The organism is Shinella curvata (assembly GCF_022899935.1).
In the GTDB taxonomy this organism is placed as follows: domain Bacteria; phylum Pseudomonadota; class Alphaproteobacteria; order Rhizobiales; family Rhizobiaceae; genus Shinella; species Shinella curvata.
Genome location: NZ_JALJCJ010000001.1, coordinates 56,681 through 73,296, shown reverse-complemented (window position 1 = coordinate 73,296; position 16,616 = coordinate 56,681). Strand labels below are relative to the sequence as shown.

At 63.3% G+C, this 16,616-nt stretch carries 19 protein-coding genes; 2 read left to right on the top strand and 17 right to left on the bottom strand.

Annotated elements, in window-relative coordinates:
• Positions 1 to 3: 3 nt before the first annotated feature.
• The 5 genes from MUU55_RS00425 to yajC form a co-directional block, all read right to left on the bottom strand.
• Complete coding sequence (locus MUU55_RS00425; protein WP_244758808.1) at positions 4 to 447, bottom strand: hypothetical protein; 444 nt, start codon at positions 445 to 447, stop codon at positions 4 to 6.
• A 76-nt stretch (positions 448 to 523) separates the two neighbouring features.
• On the bottom strand, positions 524 to 1,375 hold the full coding sequence (locus MUU55_RS00420; RefSeq protein ID WP_244758807.1) for a phytoene/squalene synthase family protein: 852 nt from the start codon (positions 1,373 to 1,375) through the stop codon (positions 524 to 526).
• A 15-nt stretch (positions 1,376 to 1,390) separates the two neighbouring features.
• The gene (locus tag MUU55_RS00415) at positions 1,391 to 1,777 is read right to left on the bottom strand and encodes an Mth938-like domain-containing protein (RefSeq protein ID WP_244758806.1); all 387 of its coding nucleotides are present in this window, start codon (positions 1,775 to 1,777) and stop codon (positions 1,391 to 1,393) included.
• Positions 1,770 to 4,274 carry a protein translocase subunit SecD gene (gene secD, locus MUU55_RS00410; RefSeq protein WP_244758805.1) on the bottom strand — a complete coding sequence of 835 codons (2,505 nt, stop codon included), beginning with the start codon at positions 4,272 to 4,274 and terminating at the stop codon, positions 1,770 to 1,772. The genes MUU55_RS00415 and secD overlap by 8 nt, the downstream gene beginning before the upstream one ends.
• Positions 4,275 to 4,420: 146 nt before the next feature.
• The gene (gene yajC / locus MUU55_RS00405; protein WP_244758804.1) at positions 4,421 to 4,759 is read right to left on the bottom strand and encodes a preprotein translocase subunit YajC; all 339 of its coding nucleotides are present in this window, start codon (positions 4,757 to 4,759) and stop codon (positions 4,421 to 4,423) included.
• A gap of 168 nt (positions 4,760 to 4,927) precedes the next feature.
• Here yajC and MUU55_RS00400 point away from each other — a divergent pair, with 168 nt between their 5' ends.
• Positions 4,928 to 5,812, top strand: coding sequence for an ATP-binding protein (locus MUU55_RS00400; RefSeq protein ID WP_280518831.1), 885 nt, complete (start codon positions 4,928 to 4,930; stop codon positions 5,810 to 5,812).
• A 39-nt stretch (positions 5,813 to 5,851) separates the two neighbouring features.
• Here MUU55_RS00400 and MUU55_RS00395 read toward each other — a convergent pair whose 3' ends face one another.
• From MUU55_RS00395 to MUU55_RS00385, 3 genes are read right to left on the bottom strand one after another with little or no spacing between them, the layout of a single operon-like run.
• On the bottom strand, positions 5,852 to 6,157 hold the full coding sequence (locus MUU55_RS00395) for an NIPSNAP family protein (RefSeq protein ID WP_244758802.1): 306 nt from the start codon (positions 6,155 to 6,157) through the stop codon (positions 5,852 to 5,854).
• A gap of 33 nt (positions 6,158 to 6,190) precedes the next feature.
• A complete protein-coding gene (locus tag MUU55_RS00390; RefSeq protein WP_244758801.1) occupies positions 6,191 to 6,664 on the bottom strand; it encodes a GNAT family N-acetyltransferase in 474 nt (157 codons plus the stop codon).
• Complete coding sequence (locus MUU55_RS00385) at positions 6,661 to 7,092, bottom strand: rhodanese-like domain-containing protein (protein ID WP_244758800.1); 432 nt, start codon at positions 7,090 to 7,092, stop codon at positions 6,661 to 6,663. The genes MUU55_RS00390 and MUU55_RS00385 overlap by 4 nt, the downstream gene beginning before the upstream one ends.
• Positions 7,093 to 7,179: 87 nt before the next feature.
• Here MUU55_RS00385 and ftrA point away from each other — a divergent pair, with 87 nt between their 5' ends.
• Positions 7,180 to 8,178 (top strand): transcriptional regulator FtrA, encoded by a 999-nt coding sequence (gene ftrA, locus MUU55_RS00380; RefSeq protein WP_244758799.1) that lies wholly within the window; start codon positions 7,180 to 7,182, stop codon positions 8,176 to 8,178.
• Positions 8,179 to 8,236: 58 nt separating this feature from the next.
• Here the strand turns inward: ftrA and MUU55_RS00375 are convergent, their stop codons facing one another.
• The 9 genes from MUU55_RS00375 to MUU55_RS00335 form a co-directional block, all read right to left on the bottom strand.
• Positions 8,237 to 9,820, bottom strand: coding sequence for a peptidoglycan DD-metalloendopeptidase family protein (locus tag MUU55_RS00375; RefSeq protein WP_244758798.1), 1,584 nt, complete (start codon positions 9,818 to 9,820; stop codon positions 8,237 to 8,239).
• A gap of 141 nt (positions 9,821 to 9,961) precedes the next feature.
• Positions 9,962 to 10,588, bottom strand: a complete 627-nt coding sequence (locus MUU55_RS00370) for a hypothetical protein (RefSeq protein ID WP_244758797.1) — start codon at positions 10,586 to 10,588, stop codon at positions 9,962 to 9,964.
• Between the two features lie 267 nt (positions 10,589 to 10,855).
• Complete coding sequence (locus tag MUU55_RS00365) at positions 10,856 to 11,512, bottom strand: protein-L-isoaspartate(D-aspartate) O-methyltransferase (protein WP_244758796.1); 657 nt, start codon at positions 11,510 to 11,512, stop codon at positions 10,856 to 10,858.
• A complete protein-coding gene (gene surE, locus MUU55_RS00360) occupies positions 11,509 to 12,279 on the bottom strand; it encodes a 5'/3'-nucleotidase SurE (protein WP_244758795.1) in 771 nt (256 codons plus the stop codon). Before surE ends, MUU55_RS00365 begins: the two co-directional genes overlap by 4 nt.
• Positions 12,280 to 12,293: 14 nt before the next feature.
• Positions 12,294 to 13,577 (bottom strand): serine--tRNA ligase, encoded by a 1,284-nt coding sequence (gene serS / locus MUU55_RS00355; RefSeq protein WP_244758794.1) that lies wholly within the window; start codon positions 13,575 to 13,577, stop codon positions 12,294 to 12,296.
• Positions 13,578 to 13,640: 63 nt separating this feature from the next.
• Positions 13,641 to 14,471: a twin-arginine translocase subunit TatC gene (tatC, locus tag MUU55_RS00350; protein ID WP_244758793.1), complete on the bottom strand. Its 831-nt coding sequence runs from the start codon at positions 14,469 to 14,471 to the stop codon at positions 13,641 to 13,643.
• Entirely contained in the window at positions 14,468 to 15,100 is a 633-nt protein-coding gene (gene tatB / locus MUU55_RS00345; protein ID WP_244758792.1) for a Sec-independent protein translocase protein TatB, read from the bottom strand. The genes tatC and tatB overlap by 4 nt, the downstream gene beginning before the upstream one ends.
• A 50-nt stretch (positions 15,101 to 15,150) precedes the next feature.
• On the bottom strand, positions 15,151 to 15,348 hold the full coding sequence (locus MUU55_RS00340) for a twin-arginine translocase TatA/TatE family subunit (protein WP_023511864.1): 198 nt from the start codon (positions 15,346 to 15,348) through the stop codon (positions 15,151 to 15,153).
• A gap of 42 nt (positions 15,349 to 15,390) precedes the next feature.
• Positions 15,391 to 16,494 carry an ABC transporter ATP-binding protein gene (locus MUU55_RS00335; protein ID WP_244758791.1) on the bottom strand — a complete coding sequence of 368 codons (1,104 nt, stop codon included), beginning with the start codon at positions 16,492 to 16,494 and terminating at the stop codon, positions 15,391 to 15,393.
• Positions 16,495 to 16,616: the final 122 nt, after the last annotated feature.

Sequence of the window (16,616 nt, the reverse complement as noted above, 5' to 3'; positions counted from 1 at the left end):
GAATTAGCCGGCCGGCTGGGCGTTGAGGTTTGCAGCGCCCGGCATAAAGCTCCCGAGCAGCCAGAGGGAGACCTCGGCGGCCTCTTTTTCATCACTGAATTCGTAAGTGCCGCCTTCGAAGGCGGCGTTTGCGAACTGTATGGCCAGACGTTTCGGGCCGGCGCTGCTGACGCGGACGGTGCCGGGCTCGATCAGGTGGCAGGCATAATGATGGCCATGGGCCTGCATGCACCCCGCCTTGCCGTCGTGCAGCCGCAGAAAGACCGTGCGGCGATCCCTGGTGGTCACGACGGCGCGGATAGCCTCCTCCGGGAAGGCTCGGCCGAATTCCACGATGGCGAGGCCGGCATCCTCGCCCGCCTCCTCCTGGCGATCCTCACTGCGAAATTTTTGACGGAAGATCAGTCCGGCCAAAAACAGGCCGGCGATGATGATGGTCCAGAACATCGACTCTCCTCCCGCAAAACAGGTTCAGCCGCTGTAGCGGACAAGGCTTGCGCCAGTTTTGCGTCTTGTCAGGTTTTCAGAACGGGCCACGCCGCAGGGCGCGCCACATCCACCACTGCCGCCGCCACTGAGGAGGCTGAAGCGTACCGTCAAGCACACCGGCGCCCGCTTTCTCCGCAGCCTTCAATATAGGCACAACGAGCGCGACTGGCAAAAAGGCAGCGCGGTTGGCGAGCGACACGCCGTTTGCGGCGCGCGCCTTGGCGAGATGATCGCGTCCGAGACCGACGAAGGCCTCGACGGCGCGTGCCGCCGCCACCGGATCGTTTCCGGCGAGCAGTGCTTCCGGCGTCAGGCCCGTGGCGGCCATGAGATCGGCCGGCAGATAGATCTGGCCGCGCCGGCGATGGATGGGCATGAGCAGCAGGGTGCCGGCGACCGTCTGCGCGACGCCGGCATGGCCGGCAGCCTCGGCGGATTTCGGGGCGTTCTTCGGGTCGAGAATGAGGCTCGCGAGCTGGATCAGCGCAGAGGCTGTCTCGCCGGCATAGCCCTCCAGTGCCGAGCGGCTTTCCATCGGATCGTTATAGACATCGAAGATGCGCGCCTCGATCATGTCCGTTAGCACGGCGACGGGCAGCCTGTACTCCTTCACGCAGGCGAGGAGACCGGCGGCGAGCGGATTGGCCATCGCGTCACCGTCCGCCTCGCCTTCCAGGAGATCACGCCACCATTGCAGGCGGATTTCGCCGGGCAGCGCCTCGCGCACGAGATCGCGCACGCGGGCGATTTCGGCATTGAAGGCATAGAGCGCGGCAAGCGGGCCGCGCTTCTCCGCCGGCGCCAGCAGGCAGGCGAGGTAACGGTCGCGATCGGTGTCGCGGAGCACTGTCAGGCAGTGCGCATAATTGTCCTTGGTGTCGGTCACGTCAGGTCTTTCGCGTCACACGGCGATGAGCGCGGCGGCAACCGCGCGGCTTTCGGCCAGCATGACATTGAAGGTGCGCACCGCCGCGCCCGTGCTCATCGGGTCGGAACGGATATGGCGTTCTCTCAGCGCAGCCTTGATCTCGGCTGGCAGCGGACGGATCTCCTTGCCGGTGCCTACGAGCAAAACCTCGATCTCGCCAGCATCGTCCAGCACGCGCTGGAGATCGGCCAAAGTGAGCGGCGTATCTTCCGTCTTGTCCCAGCCGTGGATGCCCGAGGGCAGGCACAGGATGGAGCCGCGGTGCGACATGTCGGCGAAGCGGAACCCGCCATTGCCATATGCGTCGATCGGCGCACGCCCGGGGAAATGCGCCTCTCGGATTTCGATGCCCTTAGCCATTGGCTCCCGTCTCCGGGGCCGCCCCCGTGCCGCCCTTGCCGGGACGGTAACGCTCCGGCCGGAGGCGGAACAGAATGAGGATCGGCCCGGCAATGTAGATAGAGGATATGGTGCCGATCGCCACCCCGAAGAGCAGCGTCAGCGCGAATGTGCGGATAGCCTCGCCGCCGAAGAGTGCCAGCGCCGCAAGCGCGATCAGCGTCGTCGCCGAGGTCAGCACGGTGCGCGACAGCGTGCGATTGATCGCATCGTCGATCAGGATGGGTAGCGGCATCTGCTTGAAATGGCGCAGATTTTCGCGAATGCGGTCATAGACGACCATCGTGTCGTTGAGCGAATAGCCGGCGACCGTCAGAAGTGCGGCGACCGCGCTGATGTTGAACTCGATCTTGGCAAGCGCGAGGAAGCCCAGCGTGAAGAACACGTCGTGCGCCAGCGAAATGATCGCGCCGATGGCGAAATGCCACTCGAAGCGGATCCAGATATAGGCGACGAGCGCGATGAGGCCGGCGACGAAACCGAGCGTCGCCGTATCGATCAACTCGCCCGATATGGCTGGCCCAACCACTTCGACGCGACGGAAATCAAATTCATCCTCCAGTTCACCGCGAGCGATGAGAACAGAGGTCTGTTCGGCATTCTCACCTTCGCCCTGCGCCGTAAGGCGCACGAGCGCCCGGTTCGGGGCCGCCGCGCCATCGACGCTCAGCACGTCGACACCGGTATCGGCAAGGCGGGCGGAAATCTCGAAGGGGTCGGCATTGCCGGTTTTGGCCTGAAGTTCCAGCGCGGCGCCGCCGGTAAAATCGATGCCCAGCCGGAGCTTTCCGGCGAAGAGCAGGCCGGCAATGGCCAGCGACAGCACGGCCGTCAGCAGGAAGACGCCGTTGCGCACGGCCATGAAACGCAGGTTGAGCCGGTCGAAGAGCCCCGTGCGCACGCCCTTGGGCAGATGCGTGATATGGCTGCGGCCGAGCCAGGCGCGCACGAGGCGCTGCGTCAGTCCGAAGGTGGTGAAAAGTGTCGCCAGCATGCCGATGCCCACGGACAGTGCGAAAGCACGGACGGGTGCGGCCGAAAGCAGGAACAGAACAGCGATGGCAATGAGCATCGTCGCCGACGCATCGAGCACGGTCGCGCGGGCACGGTTGAAGCCGGTATCGACGGCCTCACCCAGGTCCCGGCCAGCCTTCGTTTCCTCGCGGATGCGTTCGAAGATCAGCACGCTCGCATCGACGGCGATGCCGATGGTCAGGACGACGCCGGCGATCATGGACAGCGACAGCGGCGCACCGACGAGTGCGAGCACGGCAAAGGTCAGCGCGACGTTGAAGAACAGCGAGACCGAGGCGATGATGCCAAGCACGCCATAGAAGAAGGTCATGAAGGCGACGACGGCCAGAACCGCAGCGACGAGAGCGACGACGACGGTCGCGGTGGAGGTGGCGCCGAGAGCAGGCTCGATCGATCGCTCCTCGATGATCGTCACGGGAGCCGGCAGCGGGCCGCTGGCGACGATACGCGCAAGGTTTGCAGCACCTTCCGCGTCGAAATCGCCGGACAGGCGGCCAACACCATCGGTGATGGCGCCCTGGATTTGCGACGTCGAGATGACCTGACCGTCCAGCAGGATGGCGATGGTGCGGCCGCTGTTGTCACGGGTGAACGCTGCCAGACGCTCGGCGGCGTCCCCCCTCAGCACGAATTCGATAAAGGGTTCGTCATTGGCTGCCGGTTCCGCCGACGCGACATCCGCCGCAGTGAAAAGATCGTCCTGTCGCACGAGATAGCCGACGGGCGGTTCACCGGTGGAATAGAGAACTTCCGACCCTGCCGGGGCGCCGTCCTCGATTGCCGTATTGACCGGCATGCTGTCATCGACAAGCCGGGCGGAAAGCTTGCCGGCCTGCGCCAGAAGGTCTTTGACGCGCTGTGGGTCAGTCAGGCCGGGCATTGCGACGACGATGCGCCCGCGCTCGCCGCGTGCGACGGAGAGTGCCGGAATATCGAGGCTTTCGACACGGCGGCGAACGGCGTCGACCGCGCCGAGGGATGCGGCCTGAACGGCCTCGTCGACAGCGGCCGACGAGAGCACGATGCGGAACTGGCCGGCCTGCGGCTCGCTCAGCGTACCCAGATCGAGACCAGCCAGCGCCTGGCGGGCGGCGTCGATGCGGTCGTTCGCCGTCACCGTGACATCGACGGTATCTTCCGCGCCGTTGAGATCGCCGTGGGGGATGCCGGCAGCCCGCAGCGTGTTGCCGATGGTCTCGACGGCGGCGCGCAGGCGATCTGCAGCAATATCGGTACGGGAAACTTCGAGAACGAGGCGAGAACCGCCGGTCAGGTCGAGGCCTGGAACGAGGCGGTGCGCCGCCATCCAGTTCGGTAGCCCAGCGGCCATGCGGGTCGGCAGAAGGCTCGGCACAAGGACAAGAAGGCTCGCCACGAGGACGAGCCAGAGGGCAAGGGTCTTCCAGCGGGCGGATTGCTGCATCAGGGTCTCGCTACGTCAATTCCGGCAAGGGCGTCGAACCATCCTGCCGGAATTGCGTGAACCAAAAAACAACGCGGCGTGCACGCCGGCTGAAAACCAGTCGGGCCACCCGGCCGAGTTTACCCCGGCCGGACGACAAGCCAAGCTTATTCCTTGACGGGTTCGCCCTTGACGCGGACTTCGCTGATGCCACTGCGCACGACGCGCACCTTGGTGCCTTCGGCGATTTCGACTTCGAGTTCGCCGTCATCGACCACCTTGGTGACTTTGCCGACGATGCCGCCGCCGGTCACGACCTGGTCGCCACGGCGGATGTTCTTCAGAAGCTCTTCGCGGCGCTTCATGGCAGCGCGCTGCGGGCGGATGATGAGGAAGTACATCACCACGAAGATCAGCAGGAACGGCAGGATAGACATGAGGATGTCAGCGCCGCCCGCTGCCCCGCCAGGTGCCGCCGTCTGGGCGAAGGCCTCGGTAATGAACATCAGTTACTCCTTGAAATCTTGAATTTGCGCGGCCTGAACGGCCATTTCGGTTGCCGGAATATAGGCAAGCGGGCCTTGAATGCAACACACGACCGCGTCAACCCCGCCGTTTTCAAGTACTTTCCCCCTTTTCGCGACCGGCCGTCGCATGCTACCCGGCTCTCACGCATGAGGAGAGACAAAGTGCAGGAAGATCACGTCAAGCTTCTGCTGGCCGAAATCGGCCGCATCACCGCGGCGCTCGAGCGCCTGGCCGGCCCCGCCCCCGCCGTCAACGACTGGAACGCTGCCGACGTCTTTGTCTGGTCGCCGACCCGCCAGCATGTGCAGCCGGTCAAACGGCCTAACCGCATCGAGATTGACCTAATCCGCGGTGTCGACCATGTGCGCGACATTCTCGTCGACAACACCGTGCGCTTCGCCCGCGGCCTGCCGGCGAACAACGTACTGCTCTGGGGTGCCCGCGGCATGGGTAAGTCCTCGCTGGTGAAATCCGTGCACGCGCTGGCGGCGAAGGAAACGGCGAGCGGCCTGAAGCTGATCGAGGTGCACCGCGAGGACATCGCGACGCTGCCGCAGTTGCTCGAGGTGCTGAAGGACGCGCCCTTCCCCTCCATCATCTTCTGCGACGACTTGTCCTTCGACCACGACGACACATCCTATAAGTCGCTGAAGGCGGCGCTTGACGGCGGTGTCGAGGGGCGGCCGGACAATGTGCTGCTCTACGCAACCTCGAACCGCCGGCATCTTTTGCCGCGTAATATGATCGAGAACGAACAGTCGACGGCGATCAACCCGTCTGAGGCGGTTGAAGAGAAGGTGTCGCTGTCGGACCGTTTCGGCCTGTGGCTCGGCTTCTACAAGTGCAGCCAGAGAGAATATCTCGAGATGATCGACGGTTATGCCCGGCATTTCGGCCTGGATATTCCCCATGAGCAACTGCATGGCGAAGCGCTCGAATGGGCGACGACGCGCGGTTCGCGCTCCGGCCGTGTCGCCTGGCAATATGTTCAGGATCTGGCGGGGCGCCTCGGCGTCGCACTCAACAAGTAGGACGAGCGCCGGCACCGAAACGGGCCGGCGTTCTGCTTTTCAGGAAAAGACCGGCCGCATGAAACTGCGCTCGTAGCTGATGATGCTGCGATTGTGCTTGTCCATGTCGAAGGCGGCGATGCATTCCGGATCGCTCAGCATGCGGGTACGGTAGTCCTCATAGGCCGCAAGGCTCGGGAAGCTGAACAGGGCGAGCGCGATATTGTTTGCGCCCTCGCTCGGCAGGAAATAGCCGTGATGTTGGCCGCCCATGCGGTTGACGATGGGGATCCAGGCGCGGGCATAGGCCTCGAATTCCGCGAGCTTGTGCGGGTCGATGACATATCTGAGATAACAGGTGATCAAGGGAATTCTCCGTCGTTGATAGCGCGGACCATTTCAGATTCGTGCCTGTAGCGGCAGGGTCCAATGTTCCCAGTCCGCATCGCATGCGCCGCCCTGCCCCGCATAAAATCGCTTCGCCGCAACGTTGTCCGGCAAAACCGTCCAGCGCAGGGCGGAAGCGCCGATAGCGGCGGCATGGGCACGCACATGCGCAAAGAGAGCCTGGCCTGCACCCTGCCCGCGATATTCTTCGGCGACGAAGAGTTCCTTGAGCACCACGACGGGTTTGAGATCGTAGGTCCAGGGAATGCGGTAGTGCACGGCGATGCCGGCAAGCGCCTCCCCCTTCGCCGCCACAAAGACGCCGAAGGCAGGCGCAGCACCGAGACCATGGAGCCGGAGATCATCGGGCGTGACCGCAAAGGTATCGATATAACCTTCGAAGACGGCCAGCGCCCGCATCAGCGTCCAGACGGCCTCCACGTCGTTGTGCGTGAAAGGCCTGATTTGAAAACCGTCCGCGCTCATTCGGCGGCAATCGCCAACAGGCTGCCCGGCGCGCTGCCCGTAACAAAGGGGTGGCCTTCGTCTTCCCAACCGGTGACGCCGCCGATCATGATTTTTACCGGACGGCCGAGGCGGGCGATCTTGAGAGCCGCCTGATCCGCGCCGTTGCAGTGCGGGCCGGCGCAATAGACGACGAACAGGGTATCGTCGGACCATTCCGCCATACGCTCCGCACTGATCTGCCGATGCGGCAGGTGGATCGCGCCCGGCACATGCCGGCGGGCATAGGCCTCGGGCGCGCCGATGACGTGCAGAAGAACGAAATCCTGCTCGCCGGATGCGAGAGCGGCCGCGACATCTGCGCAGTCGGTCTCCACGGAGAGTCGTTTCAGGAAATGCTCGACGGCAACCAACGGGGACGCGGCGGGATAGTCGGTGACGAAACTCATTGTCTCTCTCCTTGCTGGGACGTGAGAGATATACCCGCATCCTGGCACGGCTTGCAGATGGCATGATCGCCATATACCATCAATATCATGACAAATACCCTTGCCCTGCCGCCTCTTGCCAATTCTCAGGTCGTGGCCCTTGCCTATGATCAGCTCTGCACCTTCGAATTCGGCATCGCGACCGAGATCTTCGCCCTCCCCAGGCCCGAAATGGGGCCGAATTGGTATCGCTTCGCCGTCGCCGGCCTCGACGAAGGGGAAATGCGCTCGACAGGTGGCCTGCGCTTCGCCGTGGACGGTGGGCTCGATCTGCTGGCGGAGGCAGGCACGATCGTCATTCCCGGCTGGCGGGGTATCGATGCGCCGGTGCCGCAGCGTCTGATCGAGGCGCTACGGGCAGCGCATGCACGTGGCGCACGCATCCTCTCCTTCTGCTCCGGCGTCTTCGTGCTTGCGGCAGCCGGCCTGCTTGAGGGCCGGCGTGCGACGACCCATTGGCGCTATACGGACGCGCTGACCGCGCGGTTTCCCGGCATCGCCGTGACGCCCGACGTGCTCTATGTCGATGCCGGCAATGTGCTGACTTCGGCGGGAACGGCGGCGGGGCTCGATCTCTGCCTGCATCTCATCCGCCGGGACTTCGGTACGGAGGCGGCCAATCTCGTCGCCAGGCGGCTTGTCGTTCCAGCGCACCGCGACGGCGGCCAGGCGCAGTTCATTCGCCAGTCCGTGCCGCGCGCGCATGAAGGCTCCCGGCTCGGGCCACTGCTCGACCATATGCGCGAAGACCTAGGAGCGGACCACACGGTCACCGCACTCGCCCGCCGTGCCGGCATGAGCGATCGCACCTTCCTGCGCCGTTTCGAGTCGGCCACCGGGATGACGCCCGCCCGGTGGCTGCTGAGCCAGCGCCTCGGCAAGGCGCGCGACCTGCTTGAGGAGACCAGCGCCTCGATCGAGGAGGTCGCTGCCCTGTCAGGCTTCGGCACGACCGGCACGTTGCGCCATCATTTTCGGTTGCATCTTTCGACGACACCCGCCGCCTATCGCGAGGCATTCGGGCGCCAGGCCGCAACCCGGCAGTAGAAATACAAACGGGCGGCCAGAGGCCGCCCGCGCGTGTCCATCGCTGCATACGAAGCGACTATTCCAGAAAGGTCATCGGGTTGACCGGGGTCGCGTTCTTGCGCACCTCGAAGTGAACCTTCGGACGCGTGGCGTTGCCGCTCATGCCCGAGGTCGCAACCGTCTGGCCGCGCTGGATCTTCTGGCCGCGCTGTACGTTCAGTTCGCCGGCATGGCCATAGACAGTGACGGTGCCGTCGTCATGGCGGACGAGCACGGCATTGCCGAGTTCCTTCAGGCTCGAGCCCGAATAGATGACCACACCGTTTTCCGCAGCCTTGATCGGCGTGCCCTCGGGGACCGAGATGTCGATACCGTCATTGCGGTTGCCTTCGACATTGGCGCCGTAGCCGGCGATGACCGCGCCGCGCACCGGCCAGCGATACTTGCCGATACCGGTCGATTCGGGCGCATCGTCCGTTACGTCGGACTTTTCGGTGGCCTCGGTGACCGAAACCGTCTTCACCGGTGCCTTGTAGGCCTCCGGCTTCTTTTCGGCCGTCTCGACCTTCTTTTCCTTGCTGACCGGAACGGATGCCGTCGTCGTCTTGTCCGTGGTCGCCTTTTCCGCCACGACCGCGCCACCGCCAGCCGGGATCACCAGCTTCTGGCCAATGCGGATCGAAGCCGTCTCAAGGCCATTCGCCTTCTTCAGCGCATCGACCGAAACGCCGTTGCTGCGCGCGATCTTGGCAAGCGAATCACCGGGCTGTACTTCGTAGCCGCCCTTGCCCTTGCCCTTGCCTTCGCCGGCATCGGCGACGTTGGTGTTCGCCTGACCGTTCTCCGACTTCTGCTTGTCGCGGCTTGACGTGCCGGGAAGGATGGCGACGTTCTTTTCGCCCTTCTGTTCCGGCGTCGGCAGCTTGCCGTCGACTTTCAGCGTGTGATCCGTCGAGGCCTTGGCGGCGCTGGCCGTCGTCGAGAAGGTCGGAATGACGATCTTCTGGCCCGGCTCGGCATCCGAGGAGCGCTTCAGGCCGTTGGCGGCGAGGATTTCCTTTTCCGGCACGCCGTAGCGGTTGGCGAGCGTCTTCACGCTTTCGCCCTGCCGCAACATCACGACCGGCGCATTGTTGGTCGACCAGCCGGCCTTGCCCTTCACGGTCTTCGCCGTGGCATCGGCTTCCTCGACGATCGCCTTCGCCTTGCGCTGCGGCAGTTCCTGCGCCATCGCGACATCGCGCTCGGCTTCGGCACGGGCGCCGGCCGTCGGATCAGAAAGCTCGCCACGCTGGACTGTCATCGGCGTCGTCGCAAGGCGCGTGCCGGAACCATTCGTCGTCGCGGTATTGATGGGATCGTAGGAGACGTTGCCCTGATCCGGGAAGGGCTGGTTCAGCGCTTCGTCGCGCGAGCCGCCCATCGGATTGACCTGCGCCATCTGACCGTTGCCGACCGTGCCGCGCGGAACCGGATCGCCACCGAGAAGCGTGCGGCGCGGAACCGAATTCGTCGTGATATTGTCAGAACCGGAGCCGGAAAAGAGGCCGCCAAAACGGGAAACGTCCGAGCTGCACCCGGTCGCAACGCTGGCCAGCAGGGCGGCCGCCACCAGACGGGTCGCAGTCCTACCAAAACTCGGCGATACACTCTTACGCATGAGACTACCCAATCGGTACGCTACTTGATGTAGTCCGATTAAAGCGCGTTAGAGTTACTGCCCGGTTAAGGCCGGGTCATCCGCGTTGATTTTTTGATGAATTGATAACCATGGCGTGATGTCACGACCGCCAGCCGAAGGTCAGAAACCGGTGGCGTACATGCTGTCGGCGCGCGAGATACGGCCGGAAACGCGGGCGACGTTCTCATAGTCGCCGGCGCTCGGCTGGAAGATCGCCGAGATCGGCGTCGCCCGGCGCTGGCCTCGCTCGCCGGCGGCGCTCGCATTCTCTAGTGCGGCATCCGGCGCCGTCATGTCGAGGGCACTCTCATTGTAGGCGATAGCACGAAGAGCCGAAACCGCGGATTCGCGCGTGCCGGCGTAACGGTCGCTGCGCTGGTCATGGGCCGGCATACTGTCGAAGTATTCGATATAGGCGCGATAATAGCCCTTGCGGTCGCCCTCATCGAGGAAGTGGCCGTAAGCGGCATATTCACGCTTTTCCAGTTCCGATGTATCGAGATTGTTGCGCTCGGCTTCCGTCAATGAAGGCTGACTGTAAGTCGTCTCTTCCTTGGCGACGCTCAACACAAGAAGGGCATCGACGGAAAGGCCGACATGGGCGGAGGGATCGTAGCTGCCACCAGCCAGATGAGCACTCGAGGCGACCTCGGCATTCTCTTCGACAGCCCGACCCGCAGCCTTTGTCGCGAGATACGCGAGGCTGTCATTGGTCGATCCGCTGGAAATCCTGTTCGAGACGTACATTGCCCTCTCCATCGGAACTCCGGAACCCATTGGGAAACCGGCATTCTGCTTGGAACTTGTGCTTCGTCATCGGCCTACGCCCCGAAGCTTGCGCGAGGCTTACCAAAGTTAACAAAAGGTTAACGCGCTGTATTTACGACAGGATTTCACTCGATGCGTGTAGCCGGCCGCAATCAGGCCCGCGTCCTGCCGCAGAAACACCGCAAGACTCAGCGGGCAGATCCCCGCTCAGCCGCGAAATATTGATTTGAAGAGATGTCGTGCGCCCTAAAGGGCCTGCGCCATATGGGGTACGATCGGCAGATAAGGCACCTCGAAAAGGTCCTCGCGATCGAAACGGCTGCCGGTCTTGACCAGCTTCAGCATGCGGCACTCGGTTTCGCTGATCATGACGGGTGCGATCAGCATGCCACCGGAAACCAGCTGCTCGGCAAAGAAGCGCGGCAGGGCTGGAAAAGCGGCCGTAACGAGGATGCGGTCGAAGGTTCCCTCGCCCGGCATGCCGTTGCTGCCATCGGCCTGACGCACGATGACATTGCGGATGCCGGCCTTGTCGATGGAGGCCTGCGCATTGGTGACGAGCGTGCGGTAGCGATCGACGGTGAGCACGCGCTCGGTCATGCGGCCCATGACGGCGGCGGTGAAGCCGCTGCCGGTGCCGACTTCGAGAATGCGCTGGCCGGGCTTGAGGCTCAGCAGGTGCAGGATGCGCACCGAGAGATCGATGCCTTCCATGAAGGACCCGCAATCGAGCGGCAGCACGCGACGCGAATAGGCCTCACCGGTAAATTGCGGCGGTACGAAAAGCGTGCGCGGTGTCTGCTCGACGGCGGTCAGGAGCTCGATATTGTTGATGCCCTGCCCGCGCAGGCGCAGCGCAAGCGCGGCAAAACCTTCCTTCTCGATCACCCGACCCGCGCTCAATCCGCGTCCTCGCCGTTGAGCGCGCGTTGAACGCGGTCGAGCACGGAATAATCCGTCAGATCGAGCTTCAGCGGCGTCACAGAGATCTTCTGGTTCTTGACGGCATGGATATCGGTGCCGGCGCGGAAATCGCCCTTCCGTTCGCCGAAGCGCAGCCAATAATAGGGGAAGCCGCGGCCATCGGCGCGCTCCTCGATCGTCAAGCCGAAATCGAGCTTGCCCTGGGCGGTCACCTCGACACCCTTGAGATCGGATGGCGCACAATTCGGGAAGTTGATGTTGAAGAACGTCCAGTCCGGCAGTTCCACATCCATCAGCTGGCGGATGAGTTTCGGCGCAAAGCTCTCGGCCACTTCCCACGGCACGATGCGGCCGCCGGCATGGTTATAGGCCTGGCTCAGCGCCATGGACTTGATACCCTGGAGCGTCCCCTCTATGGCGCCGGCGACCGTACCCGAATAGGTCACGTCGTCGGCCATGTTGGCGCCGACATTGACACCGGACAGAACGAGATCCGGCTTCTTGTCCAGAACCTCCCGCACCCCCATGATGACGCAGTCGGTCGGCGTGCCGCGCAGGGCGAAACGCTTCTCGTCGATCTTGCGCAGGCGCAGAGGTTCCGAAAGGGTCAGCGAGTGCGCAAGGCCGCTCTGGTCCGTTTCCGGTGCCACGATCCAGACGTCGTCCGTCAGCTCCCGGGCAATCCGTTCGAGAACCGCAAGGCCCTCGGCGTGAATGCCATCGTCATTGGTCAGCAGAATACGCATACGATACCCCGGCCTTACGCTGCCTTCTCGATCTTCTTCAGGCCACCCATATAGGGCAGCAGGACATCGGGCACAGTGACCGAGCCATCGGCGTTGAGATAGTTTTCCAGAACGGCGATCAGCGCGCGGCCGACAGCAGTGCCCGAGCCGTTCAGCGTGTGCACGAATCTCGTCGTCTTGTCGTCCTTGCCGCGATAGCGCGCATTCATGCGGCGCCCCTGGAAATCGCCGCAAACCGAACAGGACGAGATTTCACGGAACGTATCCTGCCCCGGCAGCCAGACTTCCAGATCGTAGGTCTTGCGGGCGCCAAAGCCCATGTCGCCGGTGCAAAGCGTCATGACACGATAATGCAGGCCGAGACGCTTGAGGATTTCTTCCGCGCAGGCGGTCATGCGCTCATGTTCGTCGACGGCACTTTCAGCATCGGTGATCGAGACAAGCTCGCATTTCATGAACTGGTGCTGGCGCAGCATGCCGCGCGTATCGCGACCCGAAGAGCCGGCTTCCGAGCGGAAGCACGGCGTCAGCGCGGTAAAGCGGAGCGGCAGCTTCTCCTGATCGAGAATGTCTTCACGCACGAGATTGGTGAGCGAGACTTCGGCCGTCGGGATCAGCCAGCGGCCGTCGGTCGTGCGAAAGAGGTCTTCGGAAAATTTCGGCAGCTGGCCGGTTCCGAACATGGCGTCGTCGCGCACCAGGAGCGGCGCATGGACTTCCGTATAGCCGTGCTCCTGCGTATGCACATCCAGCATGAACTGGCCGAGCGCACGCTCGAGGCGGGCAAGCTGCCCCTTCAACACGGTGAAGCGCGAACCGGCGATCTTGGCGGCGGCTTCGAAATCCATGTAGCCGAGCGCTTCGCCGATTTCGTAGTGCTCCAGCGCCTTGTGGTTCCAGCCGGGCTTCTGGCCCCATTTGTGTTTTTCCACATTGCCGGTCTCGTCCGAACCGACCGGCACGTCGTCGAACGGGATATTCGGCAGACGCGACAGGGCATCGTTGAGTTCGGCTGTCGCCTGACGCTCCTCCTCTTCGGCCGCCGGCAGCTGATCCTTGATAGCCGACACTTCCGCCTTCAGCTTGTCGGCAAGCTCGCTGTTCTTGGCGGCCATGGCCGCACCGATCTCCTTGGAGGCGGCGTTGCGGCGCGACTGCATGTCCTGCGCCTTCTGGATGACGCTGCGGCGTTTCTCGTCGAGATCGATGAGGCTCTGGGCAAGGGGGCTGGCACCGCGTTTTGCCAGAGCGGCATCAAGAGCGTCGGCGTTGTCGCGGATCCATTTGATATCAAGCATTGTCGTTCCAGGCCTTGCGTGGATGGAGCCCATCACGCCCGGCAGCGACCCGCCGGCGAAGCCTCAATCGGCTTCGCCCTGCGTTGCAGCGACCTCGTTTTCCGCATCCTGCGCGTTCGAGACGCTCGCCCGCTGCCGTTCGATGAGTCGGGCCGTATAGATGGAAATCTCGTAGAGAAGGATGGCCGGCAGTGCAAGACCGATCTGGGAAACCGGATCCGGGGGCGTCAGCACGGCGGCCACCACGAAGGCGATGACGATCGCGTATTTCCGCTTTTCCTTCAGCGTCTGCGACGTGATGAAACCGGCGCGCACGAGAAGCGACGAAACCACCGGAAGCTGGAAGACGAGACCGAAGGCGAAGATCAGCGACATGATCAGGCTGAGATATTCGGACACCTTCGGCAGAAGCTGGATCGACACCTGGCCTTCGCCGCCGCCCTGCTCCATGGCGAGGAAGAACCACATGACCATGGGTGTGAAGAAGAAATAAACGAGCCCGGCACCGATGAGGAACAGGATGGGCGACGCAATCAGAAACGGCAGGAAGGCTGCACGCTCGTTCTTGTACAGGCCAGGCGCCACGAACTTGTAGACCTGCTGCGCGATCACCGGAAAGGCGATGACCAGGGCGCCGAACATGGCGACCTTAATCTGCGTAAAGAAGAATTCCTGCGGTGCCGTATAGATCAGTTCGACATTGCGGTGTGTGAGCCCCGCCCATTCCACCGACCACTTGAAGGGCAGGACGAGCAGATTGAAGAGCTGCTTGGCGAAATAGAAGCAGACAAGGAAGGCAACGAAAAATGCTCCCACGGCCCAGAGCAGGCGCTGGCGCAGCTCGATCAGATGCTCGATGAGCGGCTGGGGCTTGTCGTCAATATCGCCGCTCATGCCTCGCCCTTCTTGGTCTTTGCAGTCTTGGTTTTGGCGGTCGAGGTTTTGGCAGGAGCCGCCTTACTGGTCGAAGACGATGCCTTGACGGCGGCGGCCTTCTTCGGCTCGGCCTCAGGCTTCGCCGCCGCCTTGCGCGGTTTTGCGATCTTGGCGGCGCCGTCATCGGCCTTCTTCTTCGCCGTCTTGCGGACCGGACCGGTCTTGAGCGGCGCGGCGGAGACAGGCTCGGCGGAGGCGGGTTTTCCGGCCTCCGAGGGCACAGCAACAGGCACGCCGGACACACTCTCGGCCGGATTGGCCGAAGGCGTCGCCGTCGTGACGGAACTGGTCGACTTCTGCAGGTCTGCCTTCAGCTCGTCACCCATCTGGCGCAGCGGGTTGACCGCCTCCCTGATGGTGTTGAGCGGATTGAGCTTCTGCGCCTCGCCGATGGTCTTGCGCACGTCGTCAAGATCGGCTTCGCGCAGCGCCTCGTCGAATTGCTGACGGAAGTCGCTGGCCATGCCGCGCATCTTTGAGACCATGCGGCCGAACGTCCTGAGCATCTGCGGCAGGTCCTTCGGACCCACCACGATGATCAGAACGATGGCGATGACGAGTATCTCGGTCCAGCCGACATCAAGCATAGAAAACTGTCCTCATAGGCCGCAATCAGCGATCAACGGCCGAATGCCGGTCACTTGACCTCGTCGGCCTTGTGATCGACCGTCTTCGCCTTGTCGGCGGCAGCGGCCTCCTCGTCGGACATGCCCTTCTTGAAGTTCTTGATACCCTTGGCGACATCGCCCATCAGTTCCGGAATCTTGCCACGGCCGAACAGCAGCAGCACAACCACCAGAACGATCAGCCAATGCCAGATGCTGAAAGAACCCATTTTTTCGACTCCCTTACGAACCCTTACCCCGATGTAAGACGTTCAACCGTTTTTTTCAAACACTAGAATATCCCGCTGGTTAGCCGAAAGCGTGACCTCACGCAATCCGGCCGCCAACTGGTCTGCCCGCACGCGTGCCCGGATGGGCCGGTCCGCGCCGGGTATCGCGAGGTCCAGCAGCTCCACGACGCCGAGAAACCGCCGCGACAAAATGCGCGCGGGAATTTCACCGCCGGTCTCCAGAACACGCAGTCCCGAGAGACGCACCGCGACGTTCACCTTCTGGCCGTCGGCAAAACGCTTCCCGTCCACGTTGCCGAGCGGCGTTTCCACGACACCGCCACGCACATGCCCCGGAAATTCGTTGATCTCGGAAAAGAACGCGGCAGCAAAGATGTCGCTGGGATGGAGATAGAGTTCCTCCGCCGTGCCGGCCTGCACGAGACAGCCATCCTTGAGAAGGGCAATCCTGTCTCCCATGCGCATCGCTTCTTCGGCATCGTGCGTGACGACGATGGCGCTGGCGCGCGACTGGCGCAGGATGGCGAGCGTGTCGGCGCGGATCGAATCCTTCAACCGTGAGTCGAGGCCGGAGAACGGCTCGTCCATGAGAAGTACGGAGGGCCGCGGCGCCAGCGCGCGGGCGAGAGCCACACGCTGCTGCTCGCCGCCGGACAGCATGTGCGGAAACTTTTGGGCATAGTGCGACAGTCCGACGCGCTCCAGCGCCACCCCCGCCTCGGCCTCGGCTTCGGCACGCGGCAGAGCCGTCAGGCCGAATCGCACATTGTCGAGTACGGACATATGTGGAAAAAGCGCGAAATCCTGGAACATCAGACCCACGCCGCGCCGCTCCGGCGGCAGGAAGACGCTCGGGCCGGCGATCTCGCGATCGTTGAGGAGAACGCGGCCGGATGTCTGCGCCTCGATGCCGGCGGCGATGCGCAAAAGCGTCGTCTTGCCGGAGCCCGAGGGGCCGAGCAGGCAGAGCACTTCTCCGGGCTCGGCCGTCAGCGAGATACCGCGGATCGTCTGCTTGTTCTGGTAGCTGTGATGGATGTCTTCGAAGGCAAGGCGCGCGGCGAAGGTCACAGCCGAGGCCCGTCTCGTCTCGATATCGCTGGAGCCCGAGGGGTCCGAAGCCATTGCCAAATCTTTCCCTGTCACCGGCCCGGCCGGCCACAGTCCTGCCTGAACGGCTTTTCTTCTTCTACTGCTTACCGCAGGAGCGCGGCCCGCTGTTTGTTTCTCCGCAATATTCCCATGCA

What these genes read in the sequence shown, in the direction of transcription:
- MUU55_RS00425 (WP_244758808.1), bottom strand. Translation starts at nt 447, where the DNA reads ATGTTCTGGACCATCATCATCGCCGGCCTGTTTTTGGCCGGACTGATC.
- MUU55_RS00415 (WP_244758806.1), bottom strand. Translation starts at nt 1,777, where the DNA reads ATGGCTAAGGGCATCGAAATCCGAGAGGCGCATTTCCCCGGGCGTGCG.
- secD (WP_244758805.1), bottom strand. Translation starts at nt 4,274, where the DNA reads ATGCAGCAATCCGCCCGCTGGAAGACCCTTGCCCTCTGGCTCGTCCTC.
- yajC (WP_244758804.1), bottom strand. Translation starts at nt 4,759, where the DNA reads ATGTTCATTACCGAGGCCTTCGCCCAGACGGCGGCACCTGGCGGGGCA.
- MUU55_RS00400 (WP_280518831.1), top strand. Translation starts at nt 4,928, where the DNA reads ATGAGGAGAGACAAAGTGCAGGAAGATCACGTCAAGCTTCTGCTGGCC.
- MUU55_RS00390 (WP_244758801.1), bottom strand. Translation starts at nt 6,664, where the DNA reads ATGAGCGCGGACGGTTTTCAAATCAGGCCTTTCACGCACAACGACGTG.
- MUU55_RS00385 (WP_244758800.1), bottom strand. Translation starts at nt 7,092, where the DNA reads ATGAGTTTCGTCACCGACTATCCCGCCGCGTCCCCGTTGGTTGCCGTC.
- ftrA (WP_244758799.1), top strand. Translation starts at nt 7,180, where the DNA reads ATGACAAATACCCTTGCCCTGCCGCCTCTTGCCAATTCTCAGGTCGTG.
- MUU55_RS00375 (WP_244758798.1), bottom strand. Translation starts at nt 9,820, where the DNA reads ATGCGTAAGAGTGTATCGCCGAGTTTTGGTAGGACTGCGACCCGTCTG.
- MUU55_RS00370 (WP_244758797.1), bottom strand. Translation starts at nt 10,588, where the DNA reads ATGTACGTCTCGAACAGGATTTCCAGCGGATCGACCAATGACAGCCTC.
- surE (WP_244758795.1), bottom strand. Translation starts at nt 12,279, where the DNA reads ATGCGTATTCTGCTGACCAATGACGATGGCATTCACGCCGAGGGCCTT.
- serS (WP_244758794.1), bottom strand. Translation starts at nt 13,577, where the DNA reads ATGCTTGATATCAAATGGATCCGCGACAACGCCGACGCTCTTGATGCC.
- tatC (WP_244758793.1), bottom strand. Translation starts at nt 14,471, where the DNA reads ATGAGCGGCGATATTGACGACAAGCCCCAGCCGCTCATCGAGCATCTG.
- tatB (WP_244758792.1), bottom strand. Translation starts at nt 15,100, where the DNA reads ATGCTTGATGTCGGCTGGACCGAGATACTCGTCATCGCCATCGTTCTG.
- MUU55_RS00340 (WP_023511864.1), bottom strand. Translation starts at nt 15,348, where the DNA reads ATGGGTTCTTTCAGCATCTGGCATTGGCTGATCGTTCTGGTGGTTGTG.
- MUU55_RS00335 (WP_244758791.1), bottom strand. Translation starts at nt 16,494, where the DNA reads ATGGCTTCGGACCCCTCGGGCTCCAGCGATATCGAGACGAGACGGGCC.